At 64.9% G+C, this 26,945-nt stretch carries 18 protein-coding genes and 1 pseudogene; 5 read left to right on the top strand and 14 right to left on the bottom strand.

Going from position 1 to position 26,945, the window contains the following annotated elements:
• Positions 1–192: 192 nt before the first annotated feature.
• The 3 genes from V1280_RS02015 to V1280_RS02005 all read right to left on the bottom strand — a co-directional run bounded on the left by V1280_RS02015 (position 193) and on the right by V1280_RS02005 (position 7,969).
• A complete protein-coding gene (locus V1280_RS02015; RefSeq protein ID WP_334518490.1) occupies positions 193–5,769 on the bottom strand; it encodes a beta strand repeat-containing protein in 5,577 nt (1,858 codons plus the stop codon).
• 435 nt (positions 5,770–6,204) lie between these two features.
• Entirely contained in the window at positions 6,205–6,894 is a 690-nt protein-coding gene (locus V1280_RS02010) for an RlmE family RNA methyltransferase (RefSeq protein ID WP_334518488.1), read from the bottom strand.
• Position 6,895: 1 nt separating this feature from the next.
• Positions 6,896–7,969, bottom strand: a complete 1,074-nt coding sequence (locus V1280_RS02005) for a Ppx/GppA phosphatase family protein (RefSeq protein WP_334518486.1) — start codon at positions 7,967–7,969, stop codon at positions 6,896–6,898.
• A 210-nt stretch (positions 7,970–8,179) separates the two neighbouring features.
• On the opposite strand from V1280_RS02005, the gene V1280_RS02000 reads away from it, so the two are divergent.
• Positions 8,180–10,549 carry a xanthine dehydrogenase family protein molybdopterin-binding subunit gene (locus V1280_RS02000; RefSeq protein ID WP_334518484.1) on the top strand — a complete coding sequence of 790 codons (2,370 nt, stop codon included), beginning with the start codon at positions 8,180–8,182 and terminating at the stop codon, positions 10,547–10,549.
• 158 nt (positions 10,550–10,707) lie between these two features.
• Here V1280_RS02000 and V1280_RS01995 read toward each other — a convergent pair whose 3' ends face one another.
• Positions 10,708–11,508: a hypothetical protein gene (locus tag V1280_RS01995; protein ID WP_334518482.1), complete on the bottom strand. Its 801-nt coding sequence runs from the start codon at positions 11,506–11,508 to the stop codon at positions 10,708–10,710.
• A gap of 107 nt (positions 11,509–11,615) precedes the next feature.
• On the opposite strand from V1280_RS01995, the gene V1280_RS01990 reads away from it, so the two are divergent.
• The 3 genes from V1280_RS01990 (at position 11,616) to V1280_RS01980 (ending at position 15,065) form a co-directional block, all read left to right on the top strand.
• A complete protein-coding gene (locus V1280_RS01990) occupies positions 11,616–12,107 on the top strand; it encodes a YaiI/YqxD family protein (RefSeq protein ID WP_334518479.1) in 492 nt (163 codons plus the stop codon).
• 2 nt (positions 12,108–12,109) lie between these two features.
• Positions 12,110–13,921, top strand: a complete 1,812-nt coding sequence (locus V1280_RS01985; protein ID WP_334518477.1) for an ABC-F family ATP-binding cassette domain-containing protein — start codon at positions 12,110–12,112, stop codon at positions 13,919–13,921.
• A gap of 64 nt (positions 13,922–13,985) precedes the next feature.
• Positions 13,986–15,065, top strand: coding sequence for a D-TA family PLP-dependent enzyme (locus tag V1280_RS01980; protein WP_334518475.1), 1,080 nt, complete (start codon positions 13,986–13,988; stop codon positions 15,063–15,065).
• Between the two features lie 108 nt (positions 15,066–15,173).
• Here the strand turns inward: V1280_RS01980 and V1280_RS01975 are convergent, their stop codons facing one another.
• The 8 genes and pseudogenes from V1280_RS01975 to V1280_RS01940 form a co-directional block, all read right to left on the bottom strand.
• A complete protein-coding gene (locus V1280_RS01975; RefSeq protein ID WP_334538120.1) occupies positions 15,174–16,394 on the bottom strand; it encodes an NAD(P)/FAD-dependent oxidoreductase in 1,221 nt (406 codons plus the stop codon).
• Positions 16,391–17,308 carry an SDR family NAD(P)-dependent oxidoreductase gene (locus tag V1280_RS01970; RefSeq protein ID WP_148777760.1) on the bottom strand — a complete coding sequence of 306 codons (918 nt, stop codon included), beginning with the start codon at positions 17,306–17,308 and terminating at the stop codon, positions 16,391–16,393. Before V1280_RS01970 ends, V1280_RS01975 begins: the two co-directional genes overlap by 4 nt.
• A 226-nt stretch (positions 17,309–17,534) precedes the next feature.
• A complete protein-coding gene (locus V1280_RS01965; RefSeq protein ID WP_334518471.1) occupies positions 17,535–18,014 on the bottom strand; it encodes a MaoC family dehydratase in 480 nt (159 codons plus the stop codon).
• A gap of 6 nt (positions 18,015–18,020) precedes the next feature.
• Complete coding sequence (locus tag V1280_RS01960) at positions 18,021–19,736, bottom strand: AMP-binding protein (protein ID WP_334518469.1); 1,716 nt, start codon at positions 19,734–19,736, stop codon at positions 18,021–18,023.
• Positions 19,736–20,632: pseudogene (mmsB, locus tag V1280_RS01955) on the bottom strand (3-hydroxyisobutyrate dehydrogenase); the annotation flags it as partial. The gene V1280_RS01960 and the pseudogene mmsB, both read right to left, overlap by 1 nt.
• A gap of 24 nt (positions 20,633–20,656) precedes the next feature.
• Entirely contained in the window at positions 20,657–21,718 is a 1,062-nt protein-coding gene (locus V1280_RS01950) for an enoyl-CoA hydratase/isomerase family protein (RefSeq protein ID WP_334518465.1), read from the bottom strand.
• Positions 21,715–22,860 carry an isobutyryl-CoA dehydrogenase gene (locus V1280_RS01945; protein WP_334518464.1) on the bottom strand — a complete coding sequence of 382 codons (1,146 nt, stop codon included), beginning with the start codon at positions 22,858–22,860 and terminating at the stop codon, positions 21,715–21,717. Before V1280_RS01945 ends, V1280_RS01950 begins: the two co-directional genes overlap by 4 nt.
• Before the next feature lie 119 nt (positions 22,861–22,979).
• A complete protein-coding gene (locus tag V1280_RS01940; protein WP_334518461.1) occupies positions 22,980–24,476 on the bottom strand; it encodes a CoA-acylating methylmalonate-semialdehyde dehydrogenase in 1,497 nt (498 codons plus the stop codon).
• A 97-nt stretch (positions 24,477–24,573) separates the two neighbouring features.
• Between V1280_RS01940 and V1280_RS01935 the strand changes: the two genes are divergently transcribed.
• Positions 24,574–25,482, top strand: a complete 909-nt coding sequence (locus V1280_RS01935) for a LysR family transcriptional regulator (RefSeq protein WP_334518459.1) — start codon at positions 24,574–24,576, stop codon at positions 25,480–25,482.
• Between the two features lie 113 nt (positions 25,483–25,595).
• On the opposite strand, the gene V1280_RS01930 is transcribed toward V1280_RS01935, so the two are convergent.
• Entirely contained in the window at positions 25,596–26,216 is a 621-nt protein-coding gene (locus tag V1280_RS01930) for a TetR/AcrR family transcriptional regulator (RefSeq protein WP_334518457.1), read from the bottom strand.
• Positions 26,217–26,275: 59 nt separating this feature from the next.
• Positions 26,276–26,815, bottom strand: coding sequence for a PaaI family thioesterase (locus V1280_RS01925; RefSeq protein WP_148771503.1), 540 nt, complete (start codon positions 26,813–26,815; stop codon positions 26,276–26,278).
• Between the last annotated feature and the right edge of the window lie 130 nt (positions 26,816–26,945).

The following is a 26,945-nucleotide window of genomic DNA, read 5'->3' as shown; positions in this document are numbered from 1 at the left end:
TCTCCGGCCCCAGACGTCAATGGCCTGAACGTGCCCAATACGTCGGGTCATTTCCCGTCATCGATCTACCTGCGCGTGCGCGGATAGGTGTAGCGGCGATAGCACCGGCCAGAGCCGGTGCGATCGGATGCTTGGTGCGCTACAGTTAGGTGGACGCGCCCGGCCGAAGGGGCGCGTCCCAGGATCGCCCCGTCAGGCGTGCGCGGCGAGCTGGGGCTGATGGGCCGCGTCGGCCGCAGCGGTGATGAGCGTACCACCGTGTCCGTCGGCTGAGAGGACGAAGCTCGCAGCAGAGTACTGCCCCAGCAGCGTCAACGCAGCCGCGTGATTGCCGTCGGAAACCGCGAGGTGCCCGCCGCTGTTGCTGTCGGTGCCGAAGTAGCCGAGCGTCGTGGCAGCACCATTGAAGGCGATGTCGGAGAGATCGATGCTGTCGCCGCCGCCGAAGCCCGTGATCGAACCGGCGAACGCTGCGGAATGATCGAGCTGAAGCGCCGCGCCGCCCGGCGCAAAGGCGAGCTTGGCGGTGGACGCGTTCAGGATTTCGAGCGTTGTTCCCGCAGCGATCGTGGTCACGGCCGGGCTCGCGGCATAGACCTGCCCCTTTTCACCGGAGCCATCACCCCACGCGATCGCGAAGCCGCCGCCCTGCAGCGCGACGACCTGGCTGCGCGAGCCCGCCGTATTGACGGTATCGAGCCCGAACTCGGTGCCGATTTTTTGCTGGTTATAGGCGTCGAATACCTGCGCCTTGATGCTCGACGTGGAGCCCACGGGGCTGAGGGTCACGTCCTGCCAGGTCACCACGAAATTGCCGTCCGCGAGGGCCGCAACCTCCGGCGTATAATAGTTCGTGCCATAAATCGATCTGGGGCTGGTGAACGTATTGACCGCAAGCTGGCTGGCGATCTTGCCGCCAGCGGCATCGAACTGCTGGGCTTCGATGGCGCTGAAACCGCTGGCCCTGTAATCGTAGTCCCTTTCCCAGCTCACGACAAATCCACCAGTCGGCAATGCGGCGACGCTCAGATTGTTCAGAGTTTCGCCGATTTGTTGCGTCCCCGAATGGACCGCGAATGCAGCGCCGACCGCGTTGCCCTGCGCGTCGAAGATCTGGCCCGTGACCACAAACGATCCGGCGTCGTGCGAGATAACGATGAAATTGCCATCGGCCAATCCGGTAATGACCGGGCGATCAGCATTGGTCTGCGCACTCGGCGAAAACTCGTTTCCGACCCTCGCTCCATTCCCGTCGTAGATTTGCGCCTTCGTGGTTGTGGTCTGGCCGTCGTAGACATTCCAGGCCGCGACGAAGCCGCCGTTCGCGAGCGCAGTGATGGTGCCATTGTCGATCTCGACAGCGCCGGTGGAGTTGACCTGGAACGTCGCATTGATCGGCGCGCCGCTCGCATTGTAGAGCTGGGTCAGGACTTCACTGTTGTTGAGCGTGGTCCAGGCGACGGCGAAACCACCATTCGTCAATGCCGTGATCGACCCCGGAAATATCGACCCGTTCGGGAGCGACACGGTCGACTCCGCCCCCAATTTTCCACCGTTCTGATCGAATATCTGCGTGTGCACCGCGCCGTTTTGCAGCCACGCGGCCGCGATGGTGCCGTTGCCCAGCTCGGCGATGATGGTCACCGCGTTCCCGTTCTGGTTCGCATTGTCGATCTGGAATTTGGTTCCGACCGCCTGCACGCCCGGTGCCGTTGCGATCTGGATTCCGGAGAAGCCGTTCGAGAACAGCCCGGAAAGATCAGGAGACTTGCCAGCCGCGTCGATAATTGACGCACCGTTCAGGTCACCCTTCGCGAACGAAAGGCCGTTCACGGATTTGTCCGTGGCCCCGACCGTGTAGCTGAACACCAGCTTGGTCGGATCGCCGAGCGCTGCGGTTGCGGCTGCGTCATAGATCGCGACACCGCCGTCGTTGAGCGTCAGGACTGGAGCGCCGCCCGACACCGAAACGCCGCGGTTCAGGGTCACCGTGAATGTCACGGTGTCGCCGGCGTGCTCGGTTGCGCTCGACGGCGAGGCGACGACGGACGTCACTTTCGTCGGCGCGATCTGGAGCCCGGAGAAGGACGCCGCGAATATGCCGGAGAAGTCGGGGCCTTTGCCCTGCCCGTCGACGATGACGGAGCCATTCTGGTCGCCGCGCACGAACGAGAGGCCGTTCACCTCCGCGTCGGACGCGCCAACCGTATGGCTGAACACCATCTTGGCGGGATCGCCGAGCGCAGCAGTCGCAGCCGCATCATAGCTGGCAATGCCGCCGTCGTTGAGCGTCAGCGTCGGTGTGCCGCCGGAGATCGTCACGGCGCGGTTCATGGTGATCGTGAAGGTCACGGTGTCGCCCGGCTTCTCCACGCCGTTTGACGGCGAAGCGACGATGGAGGTCACCGCTGTCGGCGCCGTCGCGACTTGAATGCCGGAGAAGGACGTCGCGAACGCGCCGGAGAAGTCGGGAACGTTGCCGGAGGAGTCGACGATGACGGCACCGTTCTGGTCGCCACGCACGAAGGACAAACCGCTCTCCGACAGGTCAGAGGCGCCAACCGTGCAGCTGAACACCATCTTGGTGGGGTCGCCGAGCGCCGCGGTTGCGGCCGCGTCGTAGACAGCCGTGCCACCATCATTGAGCGTCAGCGTTGGCGTGCCTCCGCTGACCGTCACGCCGCGGCTCATCGTCATGGTGAAGGTCACGGTGTCGCCGGCATGCACGACCCCGCTCGCCGGCGATCCGGTGAACGAGACGACCGAGGCAGGCGACGGCGGGTTCACGACGCCGAACGGCCCCGGCACCAGAGAGCCCGGTTGCGACGGCAGCTCGACCGTTCCGGCCGAGGTGCCGTCCGAAACCCAGAGACTGGTCCTGCCGCTCGCATCCACGCCGTCGAACATGATTTTTCCATTCACGACGGACAGATTGGTGGGATTGAGCCCGGTCGCAGCCGCACCATTGACGACAATCTCGTGCGATCCGGCGGACGTGCCATCCGTCACGAACAGATTGATGTTGGTGCTCGCGTCTCTGCCTGTGAAATAGGTCTTGCCGCCGAGTGTCACGGCGGTCGGGGTCATCTGCGTGAAGATCCCGCCGCCGCTTCCGCCGAGAAAGGCGCCCGGGATCAACAGTTCGGAGGTGCCGGCCTGCGTTCCGTCGCTGGACCAGAGGCTGACCCGACCGCTCGTGTCGGTGCCGACGAGCAGCACCCGGTCGCTCATCACGGCCAGCGGACTGGGATACATGCTGGCACCGGCCGGAATGTAGAATTCCGTGGTCCCGGCCGCGGTCCCGTCGGTGACCCACAGTGCGGGCTGGGCGTCACCGCTCCTGAACATCGCCTTCCCGCCGAACTGGGCGTAGAAGGCTGGCGCCGAGCCGAATCCGGCGAACAGCTCCGACGTTCCGGCCGAAGTCCCGTCGGTCGCCCAGAGGGCGTTTTTGCCCGCAGCGTCGACGCCGGTGAACACCACCTTGTTGCCGGCAACCGCCATCGCCCCGGGATTGAAAGCCGTTGCCGAGGCCCCCGCCACCGGGAGCTCCGATGTCCCGGCCGCGGTGCCATCGGTGACACCGAGAATGTATTTCCCGTTCGCGTCAAAGGTGTCGAACACCGCCTTGTTGCCCAACACCGTCACGTTCCAGGCAGCGCCGTGGCCGAACGCGGACACGCCACCGACGAGCTCGGTGGTGCCGGCCGACGTTCCGTCCGTGATCCAGAGACCGTAGCCGTTCGCGGTATCGTCACCGCCGAACAAGACCTTGTCACCGAAGACCTGAATCGCCGACGGCCGCAAACCATAGTCACTGAGGGGAATGGAGGCCGTCGCGGCACCGGCAATCGACAGCTCGAACGTACCCGCATTCGTGCCGTCGGTGACGAACAATCCAATCGCCCCGCTCGCATCGAGGCCGGAGAACACGGCGTGATTTCCGAACACCGTGAATTGCGTATCACGGTTGGAATTGTAGCTACGGTTGTTGTAAAATACACCGTTCCCGTAACCGCCGGTCACGGACAATTGGTATGTCCCCGCGGCGGTGCCGTCGCTCACCCAAAGGCCGGTCGTGGCGAACAGCACGTTGCTGCCGAGCGCGGCGAAGTGAGGATGGTAGACAGCATAGGCATCGGCGTATTGCGAGAATGCCGCTGATGCACCCACTTCGTAGGTGCCCGCGCTGGTCCCGTCAGTGACCCAGAGAGCATCCGCGAATGCACCGGGTCCAACGAAGAATTCCTTGTTTCCGATTGCTGCGAAGTCGCGGCCTGTCACCAACGACTGAGGTATGCCTGATACCGGAACCTCGAACGTTCCCGCCGCCGTGCCGTCGGTTCGCCAGAGGGTCACCTGATCGTTGGCATCGCGCCCCTGGAACAGGACCTCGTTCCCGACCACGGTGAAATTTGCCCCCGTGAGAGCGGCACGCGTGCTTTCGAAGCTCTTGTACGAGAAAATCCCGAACCCGGAAGCGTTGCTGACCGCGAGTTTCGTCGTGCCGGCGGTTGTGCCGTCGGAGATCCAGAGATCGGTGCCGTATTGAAATATGACCTTGCCGCCAAACGCGGTCAGTCCGCTGAGGGTATACGTTGCGGGAATCTGAAGCTGCGACGTCCCAGCCGATGTCCCGTCCGTTATCCAGAGCGTGCTGGCGGAGCTCCCTGACGCCTGGGCGACGAACATGACCTTGTCCCCGATCGATGCAAACGAATGGGGGTAACTCATTCCCGCAACCGAAAGCTCCGTTGTGCCTGCCGCTGTGCCGTCGGTCACCCACAAGCCGTATTGGTTGGCCGCATCCACACCTTCGAACAGCACCTTGTCTCCAACGGCAAGCAGATTGGACGGTTGAAGACCATTCGGTGAACTGGCGCCTGCCACCGACAGTTTCGACGTGCCGGCCGTCGTCCCATCCGTGATCCAGAGGTCGTTGCCGCTGCTGAACAGGACCTTGCCGCCCAACGCCGTGAATCCGCTGGCCGCAACGCTGGTCATGCCGGGAACGAACAGCTCCGAGGTGCCGCCCGCCGTTCCGTCGGTGATCCAGATATTGGTATGACCAAGCGCATCTGTTCCGGAGAAGTATACCTTGTTGCCGACTTGCGTGAGGTTGGTCGGGTTGAAGGCGGTCGCTGAAGCTCCGGTGATCGAAAGCTTCGTCGTCCCGCTCGCGGTGCCATCCGAGACCCACAGGGTCTGATGATTGGCCGCATCCATCCCCGAGAACAGAACCTTGTTTCCGAGCGAGACGAATCCGGTCGGCTGCAGCCCGTTCGACGATGCACCCGCGACAGGGAGTTCAGTGGTGCCGGCCGACGTTCCGTCCGTCACCCAGAGATTGACGTGACCGCTGGCATCCGTTCCGGCGAAGAGAGTCGTGTTGACCGGCGTGCCCGGACCCGTCGTCTCGACCTGGAGCGACGTGAACGAGCTCGAGTACACGCCGGAAAAATCCGGCACCTGCCCCGTCGCGTCGACGACGGCCGCGCCGTTGTAATTGCCGCGGACGAACGACAGGCCATCCACGGGCTGATCTGCCGCAGCAACCTTGTAGGTGAACACCATCTTGGTGGGATCGCCGAGCGCCGCGGTTGCGGCCGCGTCATAGACGGCGACGCCGCCATCGTTGAGCGTCAATGTCGGCGTGCCGCCGGACACGGTCACGGCGCTGCTCATGGCCAGCGTGAAGGTGACGGTATCACCGGCTTGCAGCGCATCGTTCGCAGGTGAGGCGGTGACGGACGTTACGATGGTCGTCATCTCATTGTTTCCTTCTTGATCCGGCTCGAAAGCAACTTGCGGCTGCCAGAATTGCGTCTGACCACCTGATTACGTTGGCCGGATCATCGCGTCCGACCGCTACAGATTTATGATAACTTAACGTAATTCATAACATAACGCGCATGGCAGGTGCGACATGAAGGGTTGACGCGATTGAGCCTGCCGCGCCGTCGGCGATTGCGGCGACTGCGGCTTCTTGCAGTGGGCGCGTGATCACGAACAGCGAGGCGTTCTGGAACGCTAGACCGGCGCTGCCGGATGCGGCTGACCAGCTGCGTCGGACAACCGCAGCGCTGATGAGCGTGCCGCCGTCGTCGCGTTACATCACTACAGAATTATGATGGTATAACATAAACTCTCATGCCAAACGCCGCAGGCGCGACGCGGTGGCAAGGTTCTCGAAAAGCCAGACCGCTACTCTCCGCCGGCCCCACCACGAAATCCCGTCGCGAGCACGTAGCGCTCCGAGGAATCCTGCCGGCTCGCCGCCGGCTTGACGTGACGCACGGACGCAAAGTCGCGCTTGAGCTGGGCGAGCAGCTCGGCGTCGGCGCCGCTTTGAAACGCTTTTGCGAGAAACGTTCCGCCGGGCTTGAGCACGTCGCAGGCAAACGCGGCCGCGGTCTCGATCAGGCCGACGATGCGGAGCTGGTCGGTCTTGCGGTGGCCGGTGGTATTGGCCGCCATGTCGGACATCACCACGTCGGCCCCGCCGCCGAGCATGGCGTTGAGCTTCGCCGGGGCGTCGTTGTCCATGAAGTCGAGCTGCGCAAAGTCGACGCCGGCAATCTCGGGCATGTCCAGCAGATCGATCGCGATGACCTTGCCCTTGCCGTCGATCGAGCCGACGCGCTTGGCCGCGATCTGGCTCCAGCCGCCGGGCGCAGCACCAAGATCGACCACGGCCATGCCTGCTTTCAGCAGGCGGTATTTGTCGTCGATCTCGAGCAGCTTGAAAGCGGCGCGCGAGCGATAGCCCATCGCCTTGGCCTTGACGACATAGGGATCGTTGAGCTGCCGCTCCAGCCACAGCTTCGACGACAATTTGCGCTTGCCGCCGGTCTTGACCTGGACGTGCAAGCGGCCGGTGGTGTCCTTGGCCATCTCACCAGCTCCTGAGCGCGCCGTCCTCGCGCATCATCTCGACCAGCATGCCCTCGCGCAGGCCGCGGTCGGCGACGCGCAGGCGCGGCAGCGGGAAAGCGCGGCGGATCGCATCGAGGATGGCGCAGCCGGCCAGCACGAGATCGGCGCGCTCGACGCTGATGCAGCTGTTGTTGGCGCGGTCCTCGTAGCTCATGCCGAGCAGCTTGTTGATGGTCGAGGTGAGGTCGGAATCGTTCATCCAGATGCTGTCGATGCGGCGGCGGTCGTAGCGCGCGAGATTGAGATGGATGCCGGCGAGCGTGGTCACCGTGCCCGAGGTGCCGAGCAGATGCATGTCGGCGAGATCGCGGCCATGTTGTTCCGCGAACGGCGCCACATGGTTGGCGACCTCCTGCTCCATCGCAGCATAAATCTCCGGCGTCACGTCGCGGCCGCCGAACTGCTCGGCCAGCGTCACGACGCCGAGCGGGATCGACATCCAGGCCTTGATGCGCGGCTCCGGATTGGCGGGATCGCGCTCGATCCGCACCAGCTCGGTCGAGCCGCCGCCGATATCGAACAGGATGGCACCGCGGCCCTTCGGGTCGACCAGCGGCGAGCAGCCGAGCATCGCAAGAGATGCCTCCGTCTCGCGGTCGATCACCTCGAGCTCGATGCCGGTCTCGGCGGCGACGCGGCTGCGAAAGCCCTCCGCATTCGAGGCCGCACGGCAGGCTTCGGTCGCGATCAGCCGCAGCCGCTTGGCTTTGCGCAGGTTGATCTTGTCCCGGCAGATGCTGAGCGCGGCGATGGCGCGATCGATCGCGGCCTCGCTGATCGAGCCGGTCGCCGAGACGCCCTCGCCGAGCCGGATGATGCGCGAGAAGGAATCGACCACGCGAAAGCCGTCGTGGGTCGGACAGGCGATCAGGAGCCTGCAATTGTTGGTGCCGAGGTCGAGCGCCGCATAGACGCCGGTTCCCGGCGCTTGTGCGGCGACGGCCGGTTCGGGGGCCAATGCCACCGCCGCCATCGACCCCTCGAGCTCACCGTGCGGCCCATGGCCGTCGCGGAGCCGCGTGTGGTCATTCATACAAACTGTCTTTCCGCGGCCTAAGGGCCGATCTGGAATTGCTTTTTCGCCTGAAACATTAGCAGCGCAGCCGGTCTGCGCAACAACGCATCACATGGGACCATGCCCATTCGTGCGTTGTCGTGAACGGGCCCGTGGGCTATTTTTGAAGGGTCCGGTCCCCCAAGCGCCCCCCAAAACGCGCAATTGCCGGCTTTTCAGGTCATTCCCATGCAAGTACACACCAAATCGTCCACGCTCGAAAACGCTATTGCACTGCAAAAATACGGTGTCGGACAGCCGGTCCGCCGCAAGGAAGACGACACGCTGGTGCGCGGCAAGGGCCGCTACACCGACGATTTCAACCTGCCCGGCCAGGCCCATTGCGTGGTCGTCCGCTCGACCCATGCCCATGGCCTCCTCCGCAGTATTGGAACCGAAGCCGCCAGGGCGATGCCGGGCGTGCTGGGCGTGTGGACCGGCAAGGACCTCGACGCGGCCGGCTATGGCCCCTTCACCTGCGGCCTGCCGCTGAAGAGCCGCGACGGCTCGCCCCTGCTCCAGACCAACCGCCAGCCGCTGGCGACCGACAAGGTCCGCTTCGTCGGCGATCCCGTCGCCTTCGTGGTCGCCGACACGCTGGCCCAGGCGCGCGACGCGGCCGAGGCGGTCGAGCTCGATATCGAGCCGCTGCCGGCGGTGACCGATCCCGAGGAAGCCACCAAGCCCGGCGCGCCGCTTCTCTACGACCACATCCCGAACAACGTCGCGCTCGACTACCATTACGGCGACATGGAGAAGGTGAACGCCGCTTTCGCCAGCGCCGCCCATGTCACCAAGGTCGACATCGAGAACACCCGCGTCGCCGTGGTCTCGATGGAGCCGCGCGTGGGACTTGCCTCCTACGACAAGACCACCGAGCGCTACACCATCCAGATGCCGACGCAGGGCGTCGCGGGCAACCGCGCCAACCTCGCCAAGAACCTGAAGGTGCCGAACGAGAAGGTGCGCATTCTCACCGCCAATGTCGGCGGCTCCTTCGGCATGAAGAACGTCAACTATCCCGAATACATGTGCATCCTGTATGCGGCGAAGGCGCTGGGACGCCCGGTGAAGTGGCTCGACGAGCGCTCCACCAGCTTCCTCTCCGACAGCCACGGCCGCGCGCAGCGGATCCATGCCGAGCTGGCGCTCGATGCCGAAGGGCATTTCCTCGCCGCAAAGCTGTCCGGCTACGGCAATCTCGGCGCCTATATCACCGGCGTTTCGCCGAGCCCGCTCTCGCTCAACACCGGCAAGAATTTTTCGAGCGTCTATCGCACGCCGCTGATGAGCGTCGACATCAAGACGGTGCTGACCAACACCACACTGATGGGCGCCTATCGCGGGGCCGGCCGGCCCGAGGCCAACTATTACATGGAGCGGCTGATCGACCGCGCCGCCGACGAGATGGGCATCAACCGGCTGACGATCCGCAAGCGCAACTTCATCAAGCCGAACCAGATGCCCTTCCCGGCCTCCTCGGGCGTCACCTATGACAGCGGCGACTTCCAGGCGGTGTTCACCAAGGCGCTCGAAATCTCCGACCACGAGAATTTCGTCAAGCGCAAGAAAGAGAGCAAGAAGGCCGGCAAGCTGCGCGGCATCGCCGTCGGCTCCTATCTCGAGGTCACCGCGCCACCGAGCCCCGAGCTCGGCAAGATCGTGTTCGATCCCGATGGCAGCGTGCAGCTGATCACCGGCACGCTCGACTACGGCCAGGGCCACGCCACGCCGTTCGCGCAGGTGCTGAGCGCGCAGCTTGGCGTCCCCTTCGAGAGCGTGAAGCTGGTGCAGGGCGACAGCGACATCGTCCACGCCGGCAACGGCACCGGCGGCTCGCGCTCGATCACCGCGACCGGGCAAGCCATCGTGGAGTCGTCGAAGCTTGTGATCGAAAAGGGCAAGCGCGCCGCGGCACACATGCTGGAAGCGTCGGAGGCCGACATCGAGTTCGCCGACGGTGCCTTCACCATCGCCGGCACCGACCGCAGCATCGACATCATGGAGCTCGCCAAGAAGCTGCATGACGGCAAGGTGCCGGACGGCGTGCCTGACTCACTCGACGTCGACCACACCAGCGAGCCGGTGCCGTCGGCCTTCCCGAACGGCTGCCATGTCGCCGAGGTCGAGGTCGATCCGGATACGGGCGTGGTGCAGATCGTGCGCTACAGCGCCGTGAACGATTTCGGCACCGTGATCAACCCGATGCTGGTCGCGGGCCAGCTCCATGGCGGCGTGGTCCAGGGCATCGGCCAGGCGCTGATGGAGCACGTCCGCTACGACGAGAGCGGCCAGCCGATCACGGGCTCGCTGATGGACTACGCACTGCCCCGCGCCGAGGACGTGCCGTTCATGGAGGTCGGCGATCACCCGGTGCCGGCCAAGAGCAATCCCTTGGGCACCAAGGGCTGCGGCGAAGCCGGCTGCGCCGGCAGCCTGTCGACGGTGGTGAATGCGGTGGTCGATGCGCTGTCGGACTACGGCATCAAGCACATCGACATGCCGCTGACGCCGGAGCGGGTGTGGCGCGCGATCCAGGACGCGAAGGGCGCGGCGTAAGGGACGCTTCTGCCTCAACAACAATGCTGTCATCGCCCGCGAAAGCGGGCGATCCAGTACTCCGAGACAGTGGTGATTGACCGAGAAGCCGCGGCGTACTGGATTCCCCGCTTTCGCGGGGAATGACACCGAATATGTGGAAGCAACGTGCCCCTTCCCTACGCCGCCGCCTGCTCCCGCGGCTGGTAGATCGCGATGTGCTGGCAATGCGCCAGCGGCGTTGTGCCGTTGGCCACGACCAGCGCGTCGAGTTCGACAAAGCGGTGGCCCTTCTTCTCGTAATTCGCTGTCACCTTCGCCCGCGCGGTGATCTCGTCGCCGGTGCGCGCGGGCGACAGCAGCTGCATGCGGCTGCCGACGTGGATCCACGGGCCGAGGATCGTATTGTCGACCAGCACGCGGTTCATGACGCGCTGGATCAGGCCGGGATGGCCGAGCCCCTCGCGCGCGAAAATCGGATCGGTCTCTCTGACATCGGCGAGATAGCCGGTCGCATCCTGCCCAGCCCAGCGGCGCGGCGTCGTGCCGAGCCATTTGCCGACCTCAAAAATGGCCGGGCTGACCGGCCTTCGCTCGGCGACCGCAGGGACTTCGACATAGTCGCCCAATGACACCACTGGCGCTGCCGTCGGCAACGATGCAGTTCCCGTGGCGCAAAGCTCGGTGCGGCTGAAGACCTCGATCGTGAGCAGGCCGTTGTGCTCGGTCGCATCGACATCGGCGGTCTCGCCGTCATAGACCGGCTTGATGAAGCGCGCCTCGACCAGCCCGCGTGCGAGGAAATCGCGGCCCCAGAGCGCCACCGGCACGTGCATCATGTAGGCGAAGACATCGACGCCCGGGACGAGGCCACCGGAAAAGCCGAAGCGGCGCGCCACCGTGTCGTCGTGCATCTTGTTTTCGGACTGTTTGGCCGTGTTATAGGCCTCGACGCGATAGGTTTCGAGCCGGTTCGGCATGGCGGGCTTTCCCCTGAATTCTTGTTGTTTCAGGGGTGATCGTAGGCCCCCGGGAACACCGGTCAATCCCCTCGCCTTTGCGGCCCGAATGGGGTACCACGCGGCGAATGACTGACACCCCCACCCGCATCTATGTCGACGCCGACGCCTGTCCTGTGAAGGACGAGATCTACCGCGTTGCGAGCCGCCACGGCGTCCCCGTGAGCGTGGTCGCCGGCAATTTTATCCGTGTGCCGCAGGATCCCCTGATCGAGCGCATCGCCGCAGGTAGCGGCATGGACGCGGCCGACGACTGGATTGCGGAGCGGGCCAGGCCGGGCGACGTCGTCATCACCTCCGACATTCCGCTGGCGAGCCGCTGCGTGAAAGCCGGCGCCGACGTGATCGCGCCGAACGGCAAGCCGTTCACGGAAGAGTCGATCGGGATGACGCTGGCCGTGCGCAATCTGATGACCGATTTGCGCTCGGCGGGCGAAGTGACCGGCGGCCCGCGTTCGTTCGCGCCACGCGACCGTTCCGCCTTCCTCTCGGCGCTCGACCAGACGCTACGCCGGATCCAGCGCCGCCGCGCCGATCAAGTCGCCACGAGCCAGAGCTGACCATGGCGCCGCCGTTGATCCAACTCAAAGACATCAAGCTGACCTTCGGCGGCACACCGCTGCTGTCGGGCGTCGAGCTCAATGTCGCGCCATCCGAGCGCGTCTGCCTGATCGGCCGCAACGGCTCAGGCAAGTCGACGCTGCTGAAGATCGCGGCCGGCCTCGTCGAGGCCGACGGCGGCACACGCTTCGTGCAGCCGGGCGCGACGGTTCGCTATCTGCCGCAGGAGCCTGATTTCGGCGAGCACAAGACCACGCTCGCTTATGTCGAGTCCGGACTTGCGCCCGGTGACGATCCGTATCAGGCGCGCTACCTCGTCGAGCAGCTCGGACTGACCGGCAACGAGAACCCGGCCAACGTCTCCGGCGGCGAGGCCCGCCGCGCGGCGCTCGCACGCGTGCTGGCGCCCTCGCCTGACATCTTGCTGCTGGACGAGCCGACCAACCATCTCGATCTCTCCACCATCGAATGGCTGGAAAAGGAGCTCGACAGCCGCCGCAGCGCGCTGGTGATCATCAGCCACGACCGCCGCTTCCTGACCAATCTCTCGCGCTCCACCGCCTGGCTCGATCGCGGCAAGATCAAGCAGATCGACCGCGGCTTCGCCTCGTTCGAGAGCTGGCGCGACGAGGTGCTCGCCGAGGAAGAGCGCGACCAGCACAAGCTCGACCGCAAGATCGTCGACGAGGAGCATTGGCTGCGCCACGGCGTCTCCGGCCGGCGCAAGCGCAACGTCAAGCGGCTCGGCAATCTGCATGCGCTGCGCGACCAGCGGCGCAATTATCGCGGCACGGCCGGCACCGCCAGCCTCGCCGCGGCCGAAGCGGAGCAGTCCGGCAAGCTGGTGATCGAGGCCAAGGGCATCACCAAGGCCTATGGCGATCGCATCATCATCGACAATTTCTCCACCCGCATCCAGCGCGGCGACCGGCTCGGCATCATCGGGCCCAACGGCGCCGGCAAGACCACGCTGGTCAATCTTCTCACCGGCGGCGCGCAGCCTGATTCCGGCATCGTGCGGCTTGGGGCCAATCTGGAGACGGCCACGCTCGACCAGCACCGCGAGAGCCTCGATCCCAAATCGACGCTGGCCGAGGCGCTGACTGGCGGCCGTGGCGACCAGATCATGGTCGGCGGCAAGCCGAAGCATGTGGTCGGCTACATGAAGGATTTTCTGTTCGCCCAGGAGCAGCGCGGCACGCCCGTGGAGGTGCTGTCGGGCGGCGAGCGCGGCCGGCTGATGCTGGCCCGCGCGCTGGCAAAGCCGTCGAACCTGCTGGTGCTGGACGAGCCGACCAACGACCTCGATCTCGAAACCCTCGACGTGCTCGAAGACATGCTCGGCGACTACGAGGGCACGGTGATCCTGATCAGCCATGACCGCGACTTCCTCGACCGCATCGTCACCTCCGTGATCGCGCCCGAGGGTAACGGCAAATGGACCGAATATGCCGGCGGCTATAGCGACATGCTCACGCAGCGCGGCGCCGACCTGAAGCGCGACACCGCGAAGGCGCAAGCGCCCGCCGAGAAGAAAGAGGAGCGCTCCGCTGCTCCCGCGTCCGCGTCCAGGCGCAAGCTGAGCTTCAACGAGAAGCACGCGCTCGAAACGCTGCCGAAGAAGATGGAGACGTTGCAGGCCGATATTGCCAAACTGCAGCGGGTGCTTGACGATCCCAACCTCTACGTCAAAGATCGCAAGACATTCGACGATACGTCGGCTGCCATCGCCAAGGCGCACCACGAATTGTCAGCCGCTGAAGAGCGCTGGCTGGAACTCGAAATGCTCCGCGAAGAAATTGAACAGGCCTAGCGCGCATTCCGCAAAAGTGGGTACCGGTTTTGCGATCAGAATGCGCGCCAACTAAGAGACTCCCATGACCATTCCCCTCGCCGCCAAGATCGCCCGCGAATACGGCACGCCCTGCGCCGTCATCGACATGGACAAGGTCGAGCGCAACATCGCGCGGATCCAGAAGGCTTGCGATGACGCAGGCGTTGCCAACCGGCCGCATATCAAGACGCACAAGAATCCGACCATTGCGAAGATGCAGGTCGCGGCCGGCGCCAAAGGCATCACCTGCCAGAAGATCGGCGAGGCCGAGATCATGGCCAATGCCGGCATCGACAACATCCTGATCAGCTACAATCTGCTGGGCGAAGAGAAGATGGCGCGTCTGGGCGCGCTGAATGCCAAGACCAACATGACGGTCGCCGCGGACAATTCGACCGTCGTTGCCGGACTGCCGAAGGCGGCCGCGGCATCGGGCCGTCCGCTCTCGGTCGTGGTCGAGTGCGACACGGGCCGCAAGCGTGCGGGCGTCGAGACGCCTGCGGAAGCCATTGCACTGGCGCGCGAGATTGCTGCCTCCAAAGGGCTCGAGTTTGCCGGCTTCATGCTCTACCCGACCGAGACCGGCTGGGGCGATGCGCAGAAATTCTTTGACGAGGCACTGGCCGGCGTGCGCGCGCACGGGCTCGATGCCAGGATCGTCTCGACCGGCGGCACGCCGAACCTCGTCAACATCGGCAAGCTCAAAGGCGGCACCGAGCACCGCTTCGGCACCTACATCTACAATGACCGCATGCAGGTCGCGGCCGGCTCCGCCACCTGGGACGATTGCGCCTTGCACATCTATTCGACGGTGGTGAGCCGCGCCGCACCCGAGCGCGGCATTCTGGACGCCGGCTCGAAGACGCTGACGACCGACACCGGCGGACTGGACGGCCACGGCTTGATCCTCGAGCACCCCGAAGCCAAGATCGCGCGCTTCGCCGAGGAGCACGGCTTCCTCGACCTGTCCCGCAGCAACACGCGACCGAACGTCGGCGACGTCGTCCGCATCGTGCCGAACCACGTCTGCGTCGTCGTCAACATGATGGACGAGGTGGTGATGGTCCGCGGCGATGAGATCATCGGCACGCTGCCGGTGGCGGCGCGGGGGAAGCTGCGCTAGGGGCACACTGCCGTAGGGTGGGCAAAGCGGAGCGTGCCCACCGTCAGCGTGGCATGCGCAAAGAGATGGTGGGCACGGCGCTTCGCGCCTTTGCCCACCCTACGATAGCTACGTTTTAGCGAGCCACCGCAGCGCGCCATTCCCCGCAGCAGCTCCCGTCGCAAACGACGCCTGCAGCAAATAGCCGCCGGTCGGCGCCTCCCAGTCCAGCATCTCGCCGGCTACGAACACGCCGGGCAGTTTGCGCAACATGAAGTGATCGTCGAGCTCATCGAACGCAATCCCGCCCGCGGTCGAGATGGCACGATCGATCGGCGCTACTCCAGTGAGCTGAACCGGAATCGCATTCACCAGATGCGCGAGCTCCGCCGGCGAGAACGAGGCCAGCGGCCGGCCGGAGGCAATGGCCGCTTCCTGCATCAGGCCAATGCCGACCGGCGACACTTGCGCTGCCTTGCGCAGAAAGTTCGCGAGCGACTGCTTGCCGCGCGTGCCCGACAGGCGCGTGGTCAGCGCGTGGGTGTCGAGGTCGGGCCGCAATGCGATCGTCAGCGTCGCCTGCCCGATCCCCAGCACCGCTTCGCGCAGCTCTGCCGACAGCCCATAGATCGCGCCGCCCTCGATGCCGCTGCGGGTGATCATGGCTTCGCCGCGCACCGTGTGCGCGCCGACCGTCAGCGCCACGCCCTTGAGCGGCTGGCCTTCGAAGCGATCACGAAACAATTCGGACCATGCGACCGTGAAGCCAGAGTTCGCAGGCCGGAGCTTCGAGACGGCAACGCCCTTGGCGGCGAGACACGCGACCCACGCGCCATCTGAGCCCAGCCGCGGCCAGCTCGCGCCGCCGAGCGCGAGCACCGTTGCGCTCGGGGCAATGGCAAGCGCTCCATCGGGCATTTGAAATTGGAGCCGTCCCTGCTCGTCCCAGCCGGTCCAGTGATGTCGAAACGCAAACCGCACCCCGGCTGCATCGAGCCGCCGGAGCCAGGCGCGCAGCAAGGGCGAGGCCTTGAACGTCTTTGGAAACACCCGCCCGCTGCTGCCGACAAAGGTCAGCTGTCCGAGTGCGGCGCTCCACTCGCGCAGCGCATCGGGCGGAAACGCTTCGACCGCGGCGCGCAGATGCGGCATCGCCTCGCGATAGCGGACGAGGAAATCCGGTAGCGGCTCGCTGTGGGTGAGATTGAGCCCGCCACGGCCGGCCATCAGGAACTTGCGACCCGCGGACGGCATGGCGTCGTAGACGGTGACGCGGGCGCCGCCAGACGCCAGCACCTCCGCCGCCATCAGCCCGGCGGGACCGGCACCGATGACGGCGACATCAGTCAGAGCTTGATCCCCGCCCGTGCCGCAGCCTGCGCGACGTATTTCTGCGTCTGCTCGAACGCGCCCGTGAGCGCCCTGGCCTTCGACATGTCGCTGATCTCAGCGAAATGTGCGGCAACTGCATCGGGGGTCCAGTCGGCCTCCGGCAGGTTGATGCCCTCGCTCTCTAAAATCTTGATCACGGCGAAGGAGCCGGCACCAGCGCCCATGATGGTGCGGGTGGGCGCGTCCTCGCTCAACATGTACTCGACGGCGGGCGTGATCGCGTTCGGCTTCATCAGCTGCAGCGCCTGCGGCGGCAGCAGCTCTTCCGTCATGCGGGTCGCCGCGGTCGGCGAGATGATGTTGACGCGGATGTCGGTCTTGCGGCCTTCCTCGGCGAGCACGTTCATCAGGCCGACCATGCCGGACTTCGCCGCGCCGTAATTGGCCTGGCCGAAATTGCCGTAGAGGCCGGAGGACGAGGTCGTCAGCACGATGCGGCCGTAATTGCGGTCGCGCATGCCGGCCCAGACCGCCTTGCAGCAATAGAAGGTGCCGACGAGATGCACGTCGAGCACCTTCTGGAAATCGGCCGCTTCCATCTTGCCGAACGACTTGTCACGCAGGATGCCGGCGTTGGCGCACATCAGATCGACGCTGCCCCATTCCTTGGTGGCGCGCTCGACCATGGCGGTGACCTGCTCGAAATTCGACACGTCCGCGCCATCCGCCATCGCGGTGCCGCCGGCCTTGCGGATCTCCTCGACCACGGCCTCGGCCGGCGAGAGCGAACCGCCGCTGCCGTCACGCGCGCCGCCGAAATCGTTGACGACGACTTTCGCGCCGCGGCTCGCGAGGCCCAGCGCGTGCGCCTTTCCGAGACCATTGCCCGCGCCGGTGACGATGGCCACGCGTCCGTCGAACCTGATTGCCATTGTGCTTCCTTTCTTCCTTCTCCCCTTGCGGGAGAAGGTGGCGCGCGTAGCGCGCCGGATGAGGGGTATCTCTCGGCAGATGAACGTGTGGAGAGAGACCCCTCACCCGGCTTCATCTCGCTCCGCTCGATTTCGCCACCCTCTCCCGCAAGGGGAGAGGGTGCACCGAGCGCGATTTTGACAGCTTTTGAGCAGCGATGGATGGCCGGGTCAAGTCCGGCCGGACTTACGCGAAATAGATCAGGCCGAGCCAGTCAGCGACCAGCGCGGGCTTGTCCTCGCCCTCGATCTCCACCGTCGCGTTGGTGCGGGACTGCAATTCATTGGGCTTGCGCAGCTTGGCTTCCACCAGCACGAAACGGCCGCGGATGCGCTTGCCCGAGCGCACCGGCGAGATGAAGCGCAGCTTGTCGAAGCCGTAATTGACGCCCATCGTGGTGCCTGCAATCGCCGGCATCACTTCGTAGGACATCACCGACATCATCGACATCGTCAGGAAGCCGTGCGCAATGGTGGTGCCGAACGCCGTTTCCCCCTTCGCCCTCTCGGGATCGACATGGATGAACTGGTGATCCTCGGTCACGCCGGCATAGGTGTCGATTCGGGGCTGATCGATCAGGTGCCAGGACGATACGCCGATCTCCTTGCCGACCATGGCCTGATAGGCCTCCAGCGTGATCGGCGGCTTCTTCCAGATTTCGTTCATGTCGCGTCAGGTCTCACTTCTTGTTTTCGGCAGCTCCGGAAAATCCTCCTCACGGAATTCCCGGCCGCGCAGCGGATCGTCGCGATCGTCGTCGCGTTCGAGCCGTCGTAGCTGCACGCGGCGGATTTTGCCAGAGATCGTCTTCGGCAGTTCGGTGACGATTTCGAGGCGGCGGATGCGCTTGAACGGCGCAAGCCGCGTGTGCAGATGCCTGAAGATGGAAAGCGCCGTCTCCGGCGTTCGCTCCGCGCCCGAGGTCAGCAGCACGAAGGCCTTGGGGATCGCGAGCCGGATCGGATCGGGGCTCGGCACCACCGCGGCTTCGGCGACGAGCTCGTGCTCGAGCAACACGCTCTCCAGCTCGAACGGGCTGATGCGATAGTCCGAGGATTTGAACACGTCGTCGGAGCGGCCGACGAAGGTGAGATAGCCGTCATCATCGGAAAACACGACGTCACCGCTGCGATAGAGCTCGCCTTCGGCGCCAGAGAGCTTGCCGTCGTCGCCTTGATAGCCCTGCATCAATCCGGCCGGACGATCAGCGCCCAGCAGCAGCGCCACCTCACCCTCCTTGGCCGGATGGCCGTCGGCATCGCTGACCTGCACGCGATAGCCCGGCAGCGGCCGGCCCATCGAGCCGACCTTGATCTTTTGCCCCGGCGAGTTACCGGCGAGCGCCGTGGTCTCGGTCTGGCCGTAGCCATCGCGGATGGTGAGCCCCCAGGCGGCCTGGACCTGGTCGATCACTTCGGGGTTGAGCGGCTCGCCGGCGCCGCAGACTTCGCGCAAGCTCACCTTGAACGACGCCAGATTCTCCTGAATGAACAGCCGCCACACCGTCGGCGGCGCGCACAGCGTGGTGACGCCGCAGCGGCCGATGGTGGCGAGCAGCGCCTTCGCATCGAAGCGCGGCTGATTGACCACGAACACGGTCGCGCCAGCATTCAATGGCGCGAAGAAACAGCTCCAGGCGTGCTTGGCCCAGCCGGGCGACGAGATGTTGAGATGGACGTCGCCGGGCTTCAGCCCGATCCAGTACATGGTCGAGAGATGGCCGACCGGGTAACTCCGCTGGCTGTGCAGCACGAGCTTTGGTTTTGCCGTCGTGCCCGAGGTGAAATACAGCAGCATCGGGTCGTCGGCGTTGGTCGGGCCGTCGGCGGCAAAGTTTTCAGAGGCGTTCGCCGCGTCATCATAGGCAAGCCAACCGTCGGAGGCCGCACCGACCACGATGCGGACGATGTTCTCCGCACCAAGGCTCGCGAACTTCGCGACTTGGTCTTGCGCGGCAACGACGGCCTTCGCCTTGCCGCGATCGAGCCGATCGCGCAACTCATCCGCGGTCAACAGCGTGGTCGCGGGGATCACGACGACGCCGAGCTTCATCGCCGCCAGCATCGTCTCCCACAGCGGCACGACATTGCCGAGCAGCAGCAGCAGATGATCGCCGCGCTTCAAGCCCTGCGCGCGGAGAAAGTTGGCGACCTGGTTGGAGCGCCTCGAGAGCGCGGCATAGGACAGTTTTGTCTGCTTGTCCTGCGCAGCATCGACAATCCAGAGCGCGGGCCGATCCTTGGATTCTGCATCCTTCGCCAGCTCGTCGAACCAGTCGAGCGCCCAGTTGAAGGGAACCGGATCGGGCCAGCGGAAATCCCTGACCGCTGTCTCGTAATCCGTGCGGTTGTGCAGCAGAAACGCGCGCGCTTCCTGAAATGTCGTCATCAAGCTTTCCCGGCTAGCCCCCTAACGTGCTTGATAATTCCGGAAAAATCCACCCCACCCTGGCCTGCCTTGTCGAAGGCCTGATAGATCTCCTGCGCATGCTGGCCGAGCGGCGTCGCGGCGCCGGCGGCCTTCGCGGCGTCCTGCGCCAGGGTCAGGTCCTTCACCATCAGCGCCGAGGCAAAACCCGGCTTGTAATCATTATTCGCCGGCGAGGTCGGCACCGGGCCCGGAACCGGGCAATAGGTCGTGAGCGACCAGCACTGGCCCGACGAGGTCGAGGCGACGTCGAACAGCGCCTGATGCGAGAGGCCGAGCTTCTCACCGAGCGCGAAGGCCTCGCTGACCGCGATCATGGAAATGCCGAGGATCATGTTGTTGCAGATCTTTGCCGCCTGCCCCGCGCCGGCACCGCCACAATGCACGATCTTCTTGCCCATCTTCTCCAGCACGGGTTTTGCCGCCGCAAACGCACTCTCCTCGCCGCCGCACATGAAGGTGAGCGTCGCACCCTTGGCGCCACCGGTGCCGCCGGAGACGGGCGCATCGACCGAGAGCACGCCGTGCTTGGCGGCGAGCGCATGCGCCTGACGCGCGCTTTCGACATCGATGGTGGAGCTATCGATGATCAGCGCGCCCTTGGCCATGGCGGGGACGACCTCGGTCCAGACGCCGAGCACGTGCTTGCCTGCGGGGAGCATCGTGACGACGACATCGGCACCCTTCACCGAACTCGCGGCACTTTCACCGATGCTGGCACCATCCGCCTTGGCCTGATTGCGCGAGGCCTCGGCGAGATCAAAGGCCACCACCTTGTGGCCGGCCTTGACCAGATTGGCCGCCATCGGGCCGCCCATATTGCCGAGACCGATGAATGCGATCGTGGCCATCTTCGTTTCCTCCGCTAGACGTCTCGTTGATTAGTCGAACTTCAGCTCGTCGGCGCCGATCTCGGCGAGATACGGCGCAAGCATCTGCGGCGTCACATCCTCGATCCGCGGCGGCGACCAGGTCGGATTGCGGTCCTTGTCGATCACGGCCGCGCGCACGCCCTCGCGAAAATCGTCGCTGCGGAAGACCTCCAGCGCGGCGCGATATTCGCGCACCAGGCACTCTTCCAGGCTCGCCGCGCTACGCGCGAGCCGCAGCAGTTTCAGCGTCACCACCATGCCGCGCGGCGATTTTTCGTTGAGCGTCTTCAGCGTTGCCAGCGCGAAGTCCGAGCCGTCGCGCTTGAGCGCCGCAAAAATGTCTTCCATGCGATCGAAGCCGAATAGCGCATCGATGATCGGCTCTCTGGCGGCGACCGGCCCTGCGGCCTCGCCGGTCGCGAAACCGTTGATGAGCTTGCTGACATCGGCTGCGGTCACGCCTTGACGAACCTTGGTCAGAGCCTCGCGCAGCTCCGGCCACTTGGCCGCCTGCACCACAGCGTCCGCAAATTCTGCATGGATGGCATCAGGACCATTCATAGTCTGGCCGGTCAAACCAAAATATGTGCCGATCTCGCCGGGCGAATGTGACAGCAGCCAGGTGCCGCCAACATCAGGGAAAAAGCCGAGCCCGACCTCAGGCATCGCGAGCTTGGTGCGATCGGTGACGACACGATGGCTGGCATGGCCGGACAGGCCGACGCCGCCGCCCATCACCAGTCCATCCATGAACGCCACATACGGCTTCGGATACTTCGCGATCCGCGCATTCATGACGTATTCCTGGCGCCAGAACCGCGCGCCGAGATCGCCGCCTTCGCGCGAGCTCTCCCAGAGGCCGCGAATGTCGCCGCCGGCGCAGAGCCCGCGTTCGCCCGCGCCTTCCAGCACGATCACGGCGACTTCCGGATCGGTCTCGAACCGGTCCAGCGCGGCATCGATACCGATCGACATCTCGAGCGTCATCGCGTTGATCGCTTTCGGCCGGTTGAGCCGGATCACGCCCGCCGCGCCCTCGCGGCGAACGATCAGGTCGCCCTCCTCCGTCATCGCGCGCCCTCGATCAGTTTGCGCGCCACGATGAGCCGCATGATTTCGTTGGTACCTTCGAGGATCTGGTGCACGCGCAGGTCGCGCACGATCTTCTCGATGCCGTATTCGCTTAAGTAGCCGTAGCCGCCGTGCAACTGCAGCGCCTGGTTGGCGACCTCGAAGCCGACATCGGTGCCGAAGCGCTTTGCCATCGCGCACAGCATGGTGGCGTCCGGGTCTTTCCGGTCGAGCGCAGCAGCGGCCCGCCACAAGAAGGTGCGCGCGGCTTCCAGCTCGATCGCCATGTCGGCGAGCTTGAATTGCAGCGCCTGGAATTCGTCGAGGCGCTTTCCAAAAGCCTTGCGCTCCCTCATGTAGGCGCGCGCCTTGTCGAGCGCGGTCTGCGCGCCGCCGAGCGAGCAAGCCGTGATATTGAGGCGGCCGCCGTCGAGACCCGCCATCGCGATCTTGAAGCCGACGCCCTCTTCGCTCAGCCGGTTGGCCACCGGCACGCGCGCGTTCTCGAAGATCACGGCGCGGGTGGGCTGCGCGTTCCAGCCCATCTTGCGCTCGTTGGCGCCGAAGGAGACGCCCGGCGTCTTGCCGTCGATGACAAGGGTCGAGATGCCGCCCGGGCCGTCACCGCCGGTCCGCACCATCGCGACCAGCAGATCAGTGCCGCCCGCGCCCGAGATGAACTGCTTCTGGCCGTTGAGGACGTAGTGGTCGCCGGCGCGCACGGCACGGGTGCGCAGCGCCGCCGCATCGGAGCCGGCGCCCGGCTCGGTCAGGCAGTAGCTCGCGATCAGCTCCATGGTGCAGAGCTTTGGCAACCACGTGTGGCGCTGGGTGTCGCTGCCATAGGCATCGATCATCCAGGACGCCATGTTGTGAATGGAGATGAAGGCCGAGGTGGTCGGACAGCCCGTCGCCAGCGCCTCAAAAATCAGCGCCGCATCGAACCGCGTCATGGCTGAGCCGCCGACATCCTCGCGGATGTAGATGCCGCCCATGCCGAGGGTTGCGGCCTCGCGCATCACGTCGACGGGGAAATGCTTTTGCTCGTCCCAGCGCAGCGCGTGCGGCGCGATCTTCTCCGCCGCAAACGCCAACGCCATGTCGCGAACCGCGACCTGATCCTCGTTCAGAGCGAACTGCATGCCGGGCTGCTCACTGTTCTCGTCATTGCGAGGAGCGAAGCGACGAAGCAATCCAGTGTGTCCGAGGAAAAAGTCTGGATTGCTTCGCTGCGCTCGCAATGACGGGCTGGGCTACAGCCTTACTTCATCAGTGGGATCGAGAATTCCGCACCTTCCTTGACGCCGGACGGCCAGCGCGAAGTCACCGTCTTGGTCTTGGTGTAGAAGCGGATCGAGTCCGGGCCGTGCTGGTTGAGATCGCCGAAGCCGGACTTCTTCCAGCCGCCGAAGGTGTAGTAGGCGATCGGCACCGGGATCGGCACGTTGATGCCGACCATGCCGACATTGACCTTGGCCGCGAAGTCGCGCGCGGCGTCACCGTCGCGGGTGAAGATCGCAACGCCGTTGCCGTAATCATGCTCGGACGGCAGCGCCAGCGCTTCCTTGTAGTCGTGCGCGCGCACCACCGAAAGCACCGGGCCAAAGATCTCTTCCTTGTAGATCCGCATGTCCTTGGTGACGTTGTCGAACAGCGAACCACCGAGATAAAAGCCGTTCTCGTAGCCCTGCATCTTGAAGCCGCGACCGTCGACGGCAAGCGTCGCGCCTTCCTTGATGCCGAGATCGATGTAGCCCTTGACCTTCTCGACCGCCTCGCGCGTGACCAGCGGACCGTAATCGGCGGACGGATCGATCGAGGTGCCGATCTTGAGGCTCTCGACGCGCGGGATCAGCTTGTCCATCAGCCGGTCGGCCGTCGTTTTGCCGACGGGCACGGCCACGGAGACGGCCATGCAGCGTTCGCCGGCCGAGCCGTAGCCCGCTCCAATCAGCGCGTCGACCGCCTGGTCCATGTCGGCGTCCGGCATGATGATGGCGTGGTTCTTGGCGCCGCCAAAGCACTGGCAACGCTTGCCGGTCTGCGCGGCGCGCTCATAGATGTACTGCGCGATCGGCGTGGAGCCGACGAAGCCGACGGCCTTGATATCGGGATCGTCGAGGATGGCGTCGACTGCTTCCTTGTCGCCGTTGACGACATTGAGAATGCCGGCCGGCAGGCCTGCCTCGATCATCAGCTCGGCGAGCATCATCGGCACGCCGGGATCGCGCTCCGATGGCTTCAGGATGAACGCGTTGCCGCAGGCGATCGCGGGCGCGAATTTCCACATCGGGATCATCGCCGGGAAGTTGAACGGCGTGATGCCGGCGACGACGCCGAGCGGCTGGCGCATGGAGTAGATGTCGATGCCGGGGCCGGCGCCTTCGGTGTACTCGCCCTTCATCAGATGCGGGATGCCGCAGGCGAACTCGGCGACCTCGAGGCCGCGCTGGATGTCGCCCTTGGCGTCGGGCACGGTCTTGCCGTGCTCGCGCGCGAGCAACTCGGCAAGCTTGTCGTAGTCGCGCTGCACCAGCTCGACGAATTTCGTCATGACGCGGGCGCGCCGCTGCGGGTTGGTCGCGGCCCATTCCGGCTGCGCGGCACGGGCGTTCTCCACGGCGGCGCGGACCTCGGCCTTGGACGCCAGCGCCACCTTGGCCTGGACGTCACCGGTCATCGGCTCGAAAACGTCGGCGGTGCGGCCCGAGGTGCCCTTGACCTCCTTGCCACCGATGAAATGTCCGATTGAACGCATGGAATGCTCTCCTTGAGGCCTGATCGCTTTGACAAATCCTATCGACCTGCATTTTATAGGATTCAAGTCTGAGATAATGCACCATAGATGTGCGAAAATGCTGGATCAATGTCACATCGACTGGGATGACTTCCGCTTCGTGCTGGCCATCGTGCGGGGCGGCTCGGTTTCGGCTGCGGCCAAACAGCTTGGCGTTGACCACGCCACGGTGATCCGCCGCGTCGACCGGCTGGAGAAGCACCTCTCGGCCAAGCTGTTTGACCGGCGCAAGACCGGTTACCTCCTCACCGAGGCCGGCCAGCGCGTCGCCGACAGCGCCGAGGCGATGGAATCCACCATCGTCGCCAACCAGGAGCAGGTCGGTGGCTCCGTGGCACGGTTGACCGGCACGGTGCGGATCGGCGCGCCGGACGGGTTCGGCACCGCTTTCCTGGCGCCGCGGCTGGCCCCCTTCGCCGACCGCTATCCGGACCTCGATTTGCAACTTGTAGCCACCGCCCGGCTGTTCAGTCTCTCCAAGCGCGAGGCCGATATCGCGATCAGCCTGACCATGCCGAAAGAGGGCCGGATCGTCGGCCGCAAGCTGCTCGACTACCGCCTCGGGCTTTATGCCGCGCCCAGCTATCTCGACCGCTTCCCGAAAATCACCTCGCGCGAAGTGCTGCCGCAGCACCGCTTTGTTGGCTATATCGAGGAACTCTTGTTCACGCCCGAGCTCGACTATTTGCCCCAGGTTTCGCCGCGGATTTCCGCCCGTTTGCGTAGCGCCAATCTGATCGCGCAGCTCAATGCCACGCTCGCGGGATTCGGCATCGCGGTGCTGCCGCACTTCATGGCGGCCGACTATCCGCAGCTCGTTGCGGTGCTGCCAGAGGAGATCTCGATCACGCGGACGTTCTGGATGCTGATGCACGCCGACAGCAAGGATCTCGCGCGGATCCGGGCGGTGGCGGATTACATCGGCGAGATCGTGGAACGCGAGCGGGCGCTGTTTGCGGGGCGGTGAAGTCCCGCTCTCGTAGGGTGGGCAAAGGCGCCCTAGCGCCGTGCCCACCATCTTTCCACACTCACGGCTGCACGGTGGGCACGCTTCGCTTTGCCCACCCTACGGCATCTCGCCTAGTTCTGCTTCGCCTTCTTCGCCGCCGTCACCTTCGGCTCACGCTTCGCACCCTCAAGCGCGCTGTCCTTGCCCGCCTTCAGCACCTCGTCCGACAGCTCGCTGGAGCCGGCGACGCGCGCCAGCAGCATGGTTCCGGCCATCGTCGCCAGCGTCGCAATTGCCTGCTTGCGCGCGGCCTTGCGCGGCAAATTCGGGATGAAATCGGTCATCATCTCGACCATCTCGTCGAGCTTGCCGGCAAAGGCTTTTCGCGTCTTCGGGCTCTCGCGGGCGATCTCGGCGCCAAGCGCGGGGATCGAGCAGCCATGGCCGGGATTGTCCCGATGCAAAGTCGAAAGATAGGTCTCGACGATCTGGGCGAGTTGCTTCTCGGGCGCGACCTGGTCGGACTGCTTGCGCCAGTGTTCCATCGAGCGGTCCATGGCGTAGTCAAACGCCTCGATCACCAGCGCCTCGCGGGAATCGAAATGCGCGTAGAAGCCGCCATGGGTCAGTCCCGCCTCCTTCATGAGGTCGGCGACGCCAATGCCGTGGGCGCCCTTTTCGCGCAGCCGCACGGAGGCCTTCTTCACGATGCGGTCGTGGGTTTCCTGCTTGTGTTCCCGAGAATAGCGCATGCGGCTCTCATTGGATGTCGGAGGTCATCTCATAACACGTATATCGGTCCGGCGGCGCATTAATTCCCGGTAAAATTGCTGCCAATCATGGAAAAGGTTGCAGTTGCATGGACTGCGAGGGCGCCCTTGCCGTCGCGCACAAAGCCTTCGGTGTAGCTGGTCTGGCGCCCCAGCTTGATGATCCTGCCTTCGGCCGAGATCAGCCCCGAACGGACCGAGAGCGGACGCAGGAAGGTCATCTTCAGGTCGAGGGTGACCGATCCCTGCCCGGGCTCCAGCCGCGTCGAAATCGCGCAGCCCATGGCGGTGTCGAGGAGTGCGGCGGCAGTCGCCCCATGCAGGAGCCCGATGGTATTTTCGAGGTCCTCGCGCGGCTCCAGTTCCATCACGATCCGGCCCGGCTCGACCACCGCCATGATGAAACCGATCAATTTTGCGAAGGGCGGCGGCGGCAGCCGGCCATCACGGATGCCGAGCATGGCGTCGATGCCGGACAATCCCATAGCCACTTTCGCGACCGGCGCAGGAACTTGCCAGTCCACCACGCGCTCGCGGCGCCGCGCCGGCGAAAACAGGTCGAGTTGAGTGGGGTCGGTCATGGGTTGCCTCTTTGTATTATTATCATCATACTATGCTGCGGACTTCGTGCTGGCAACTCCGCCCCCACCGCTTGACAAGGCGGCCATTTCGGCCCGGAAGTGGTCCTGACGCGCGCCTTGCGCATGTCCA

Origin of the sequence: Bradyrhizobium sp. AZCC 2230 (assembly GCF_036924495.1) — a bacterium.
GTDB classification, from domain to species: Bacteria; Pseudomonadota; Alphaproteobacteria; order Rhizobiales; family Xanthobacteraceae; genus Bradyrhizobium; species Bradyrhizobium rifense.
This window is presented reverse-complemented; position numbering and strand designations above follow the sequence as displayed.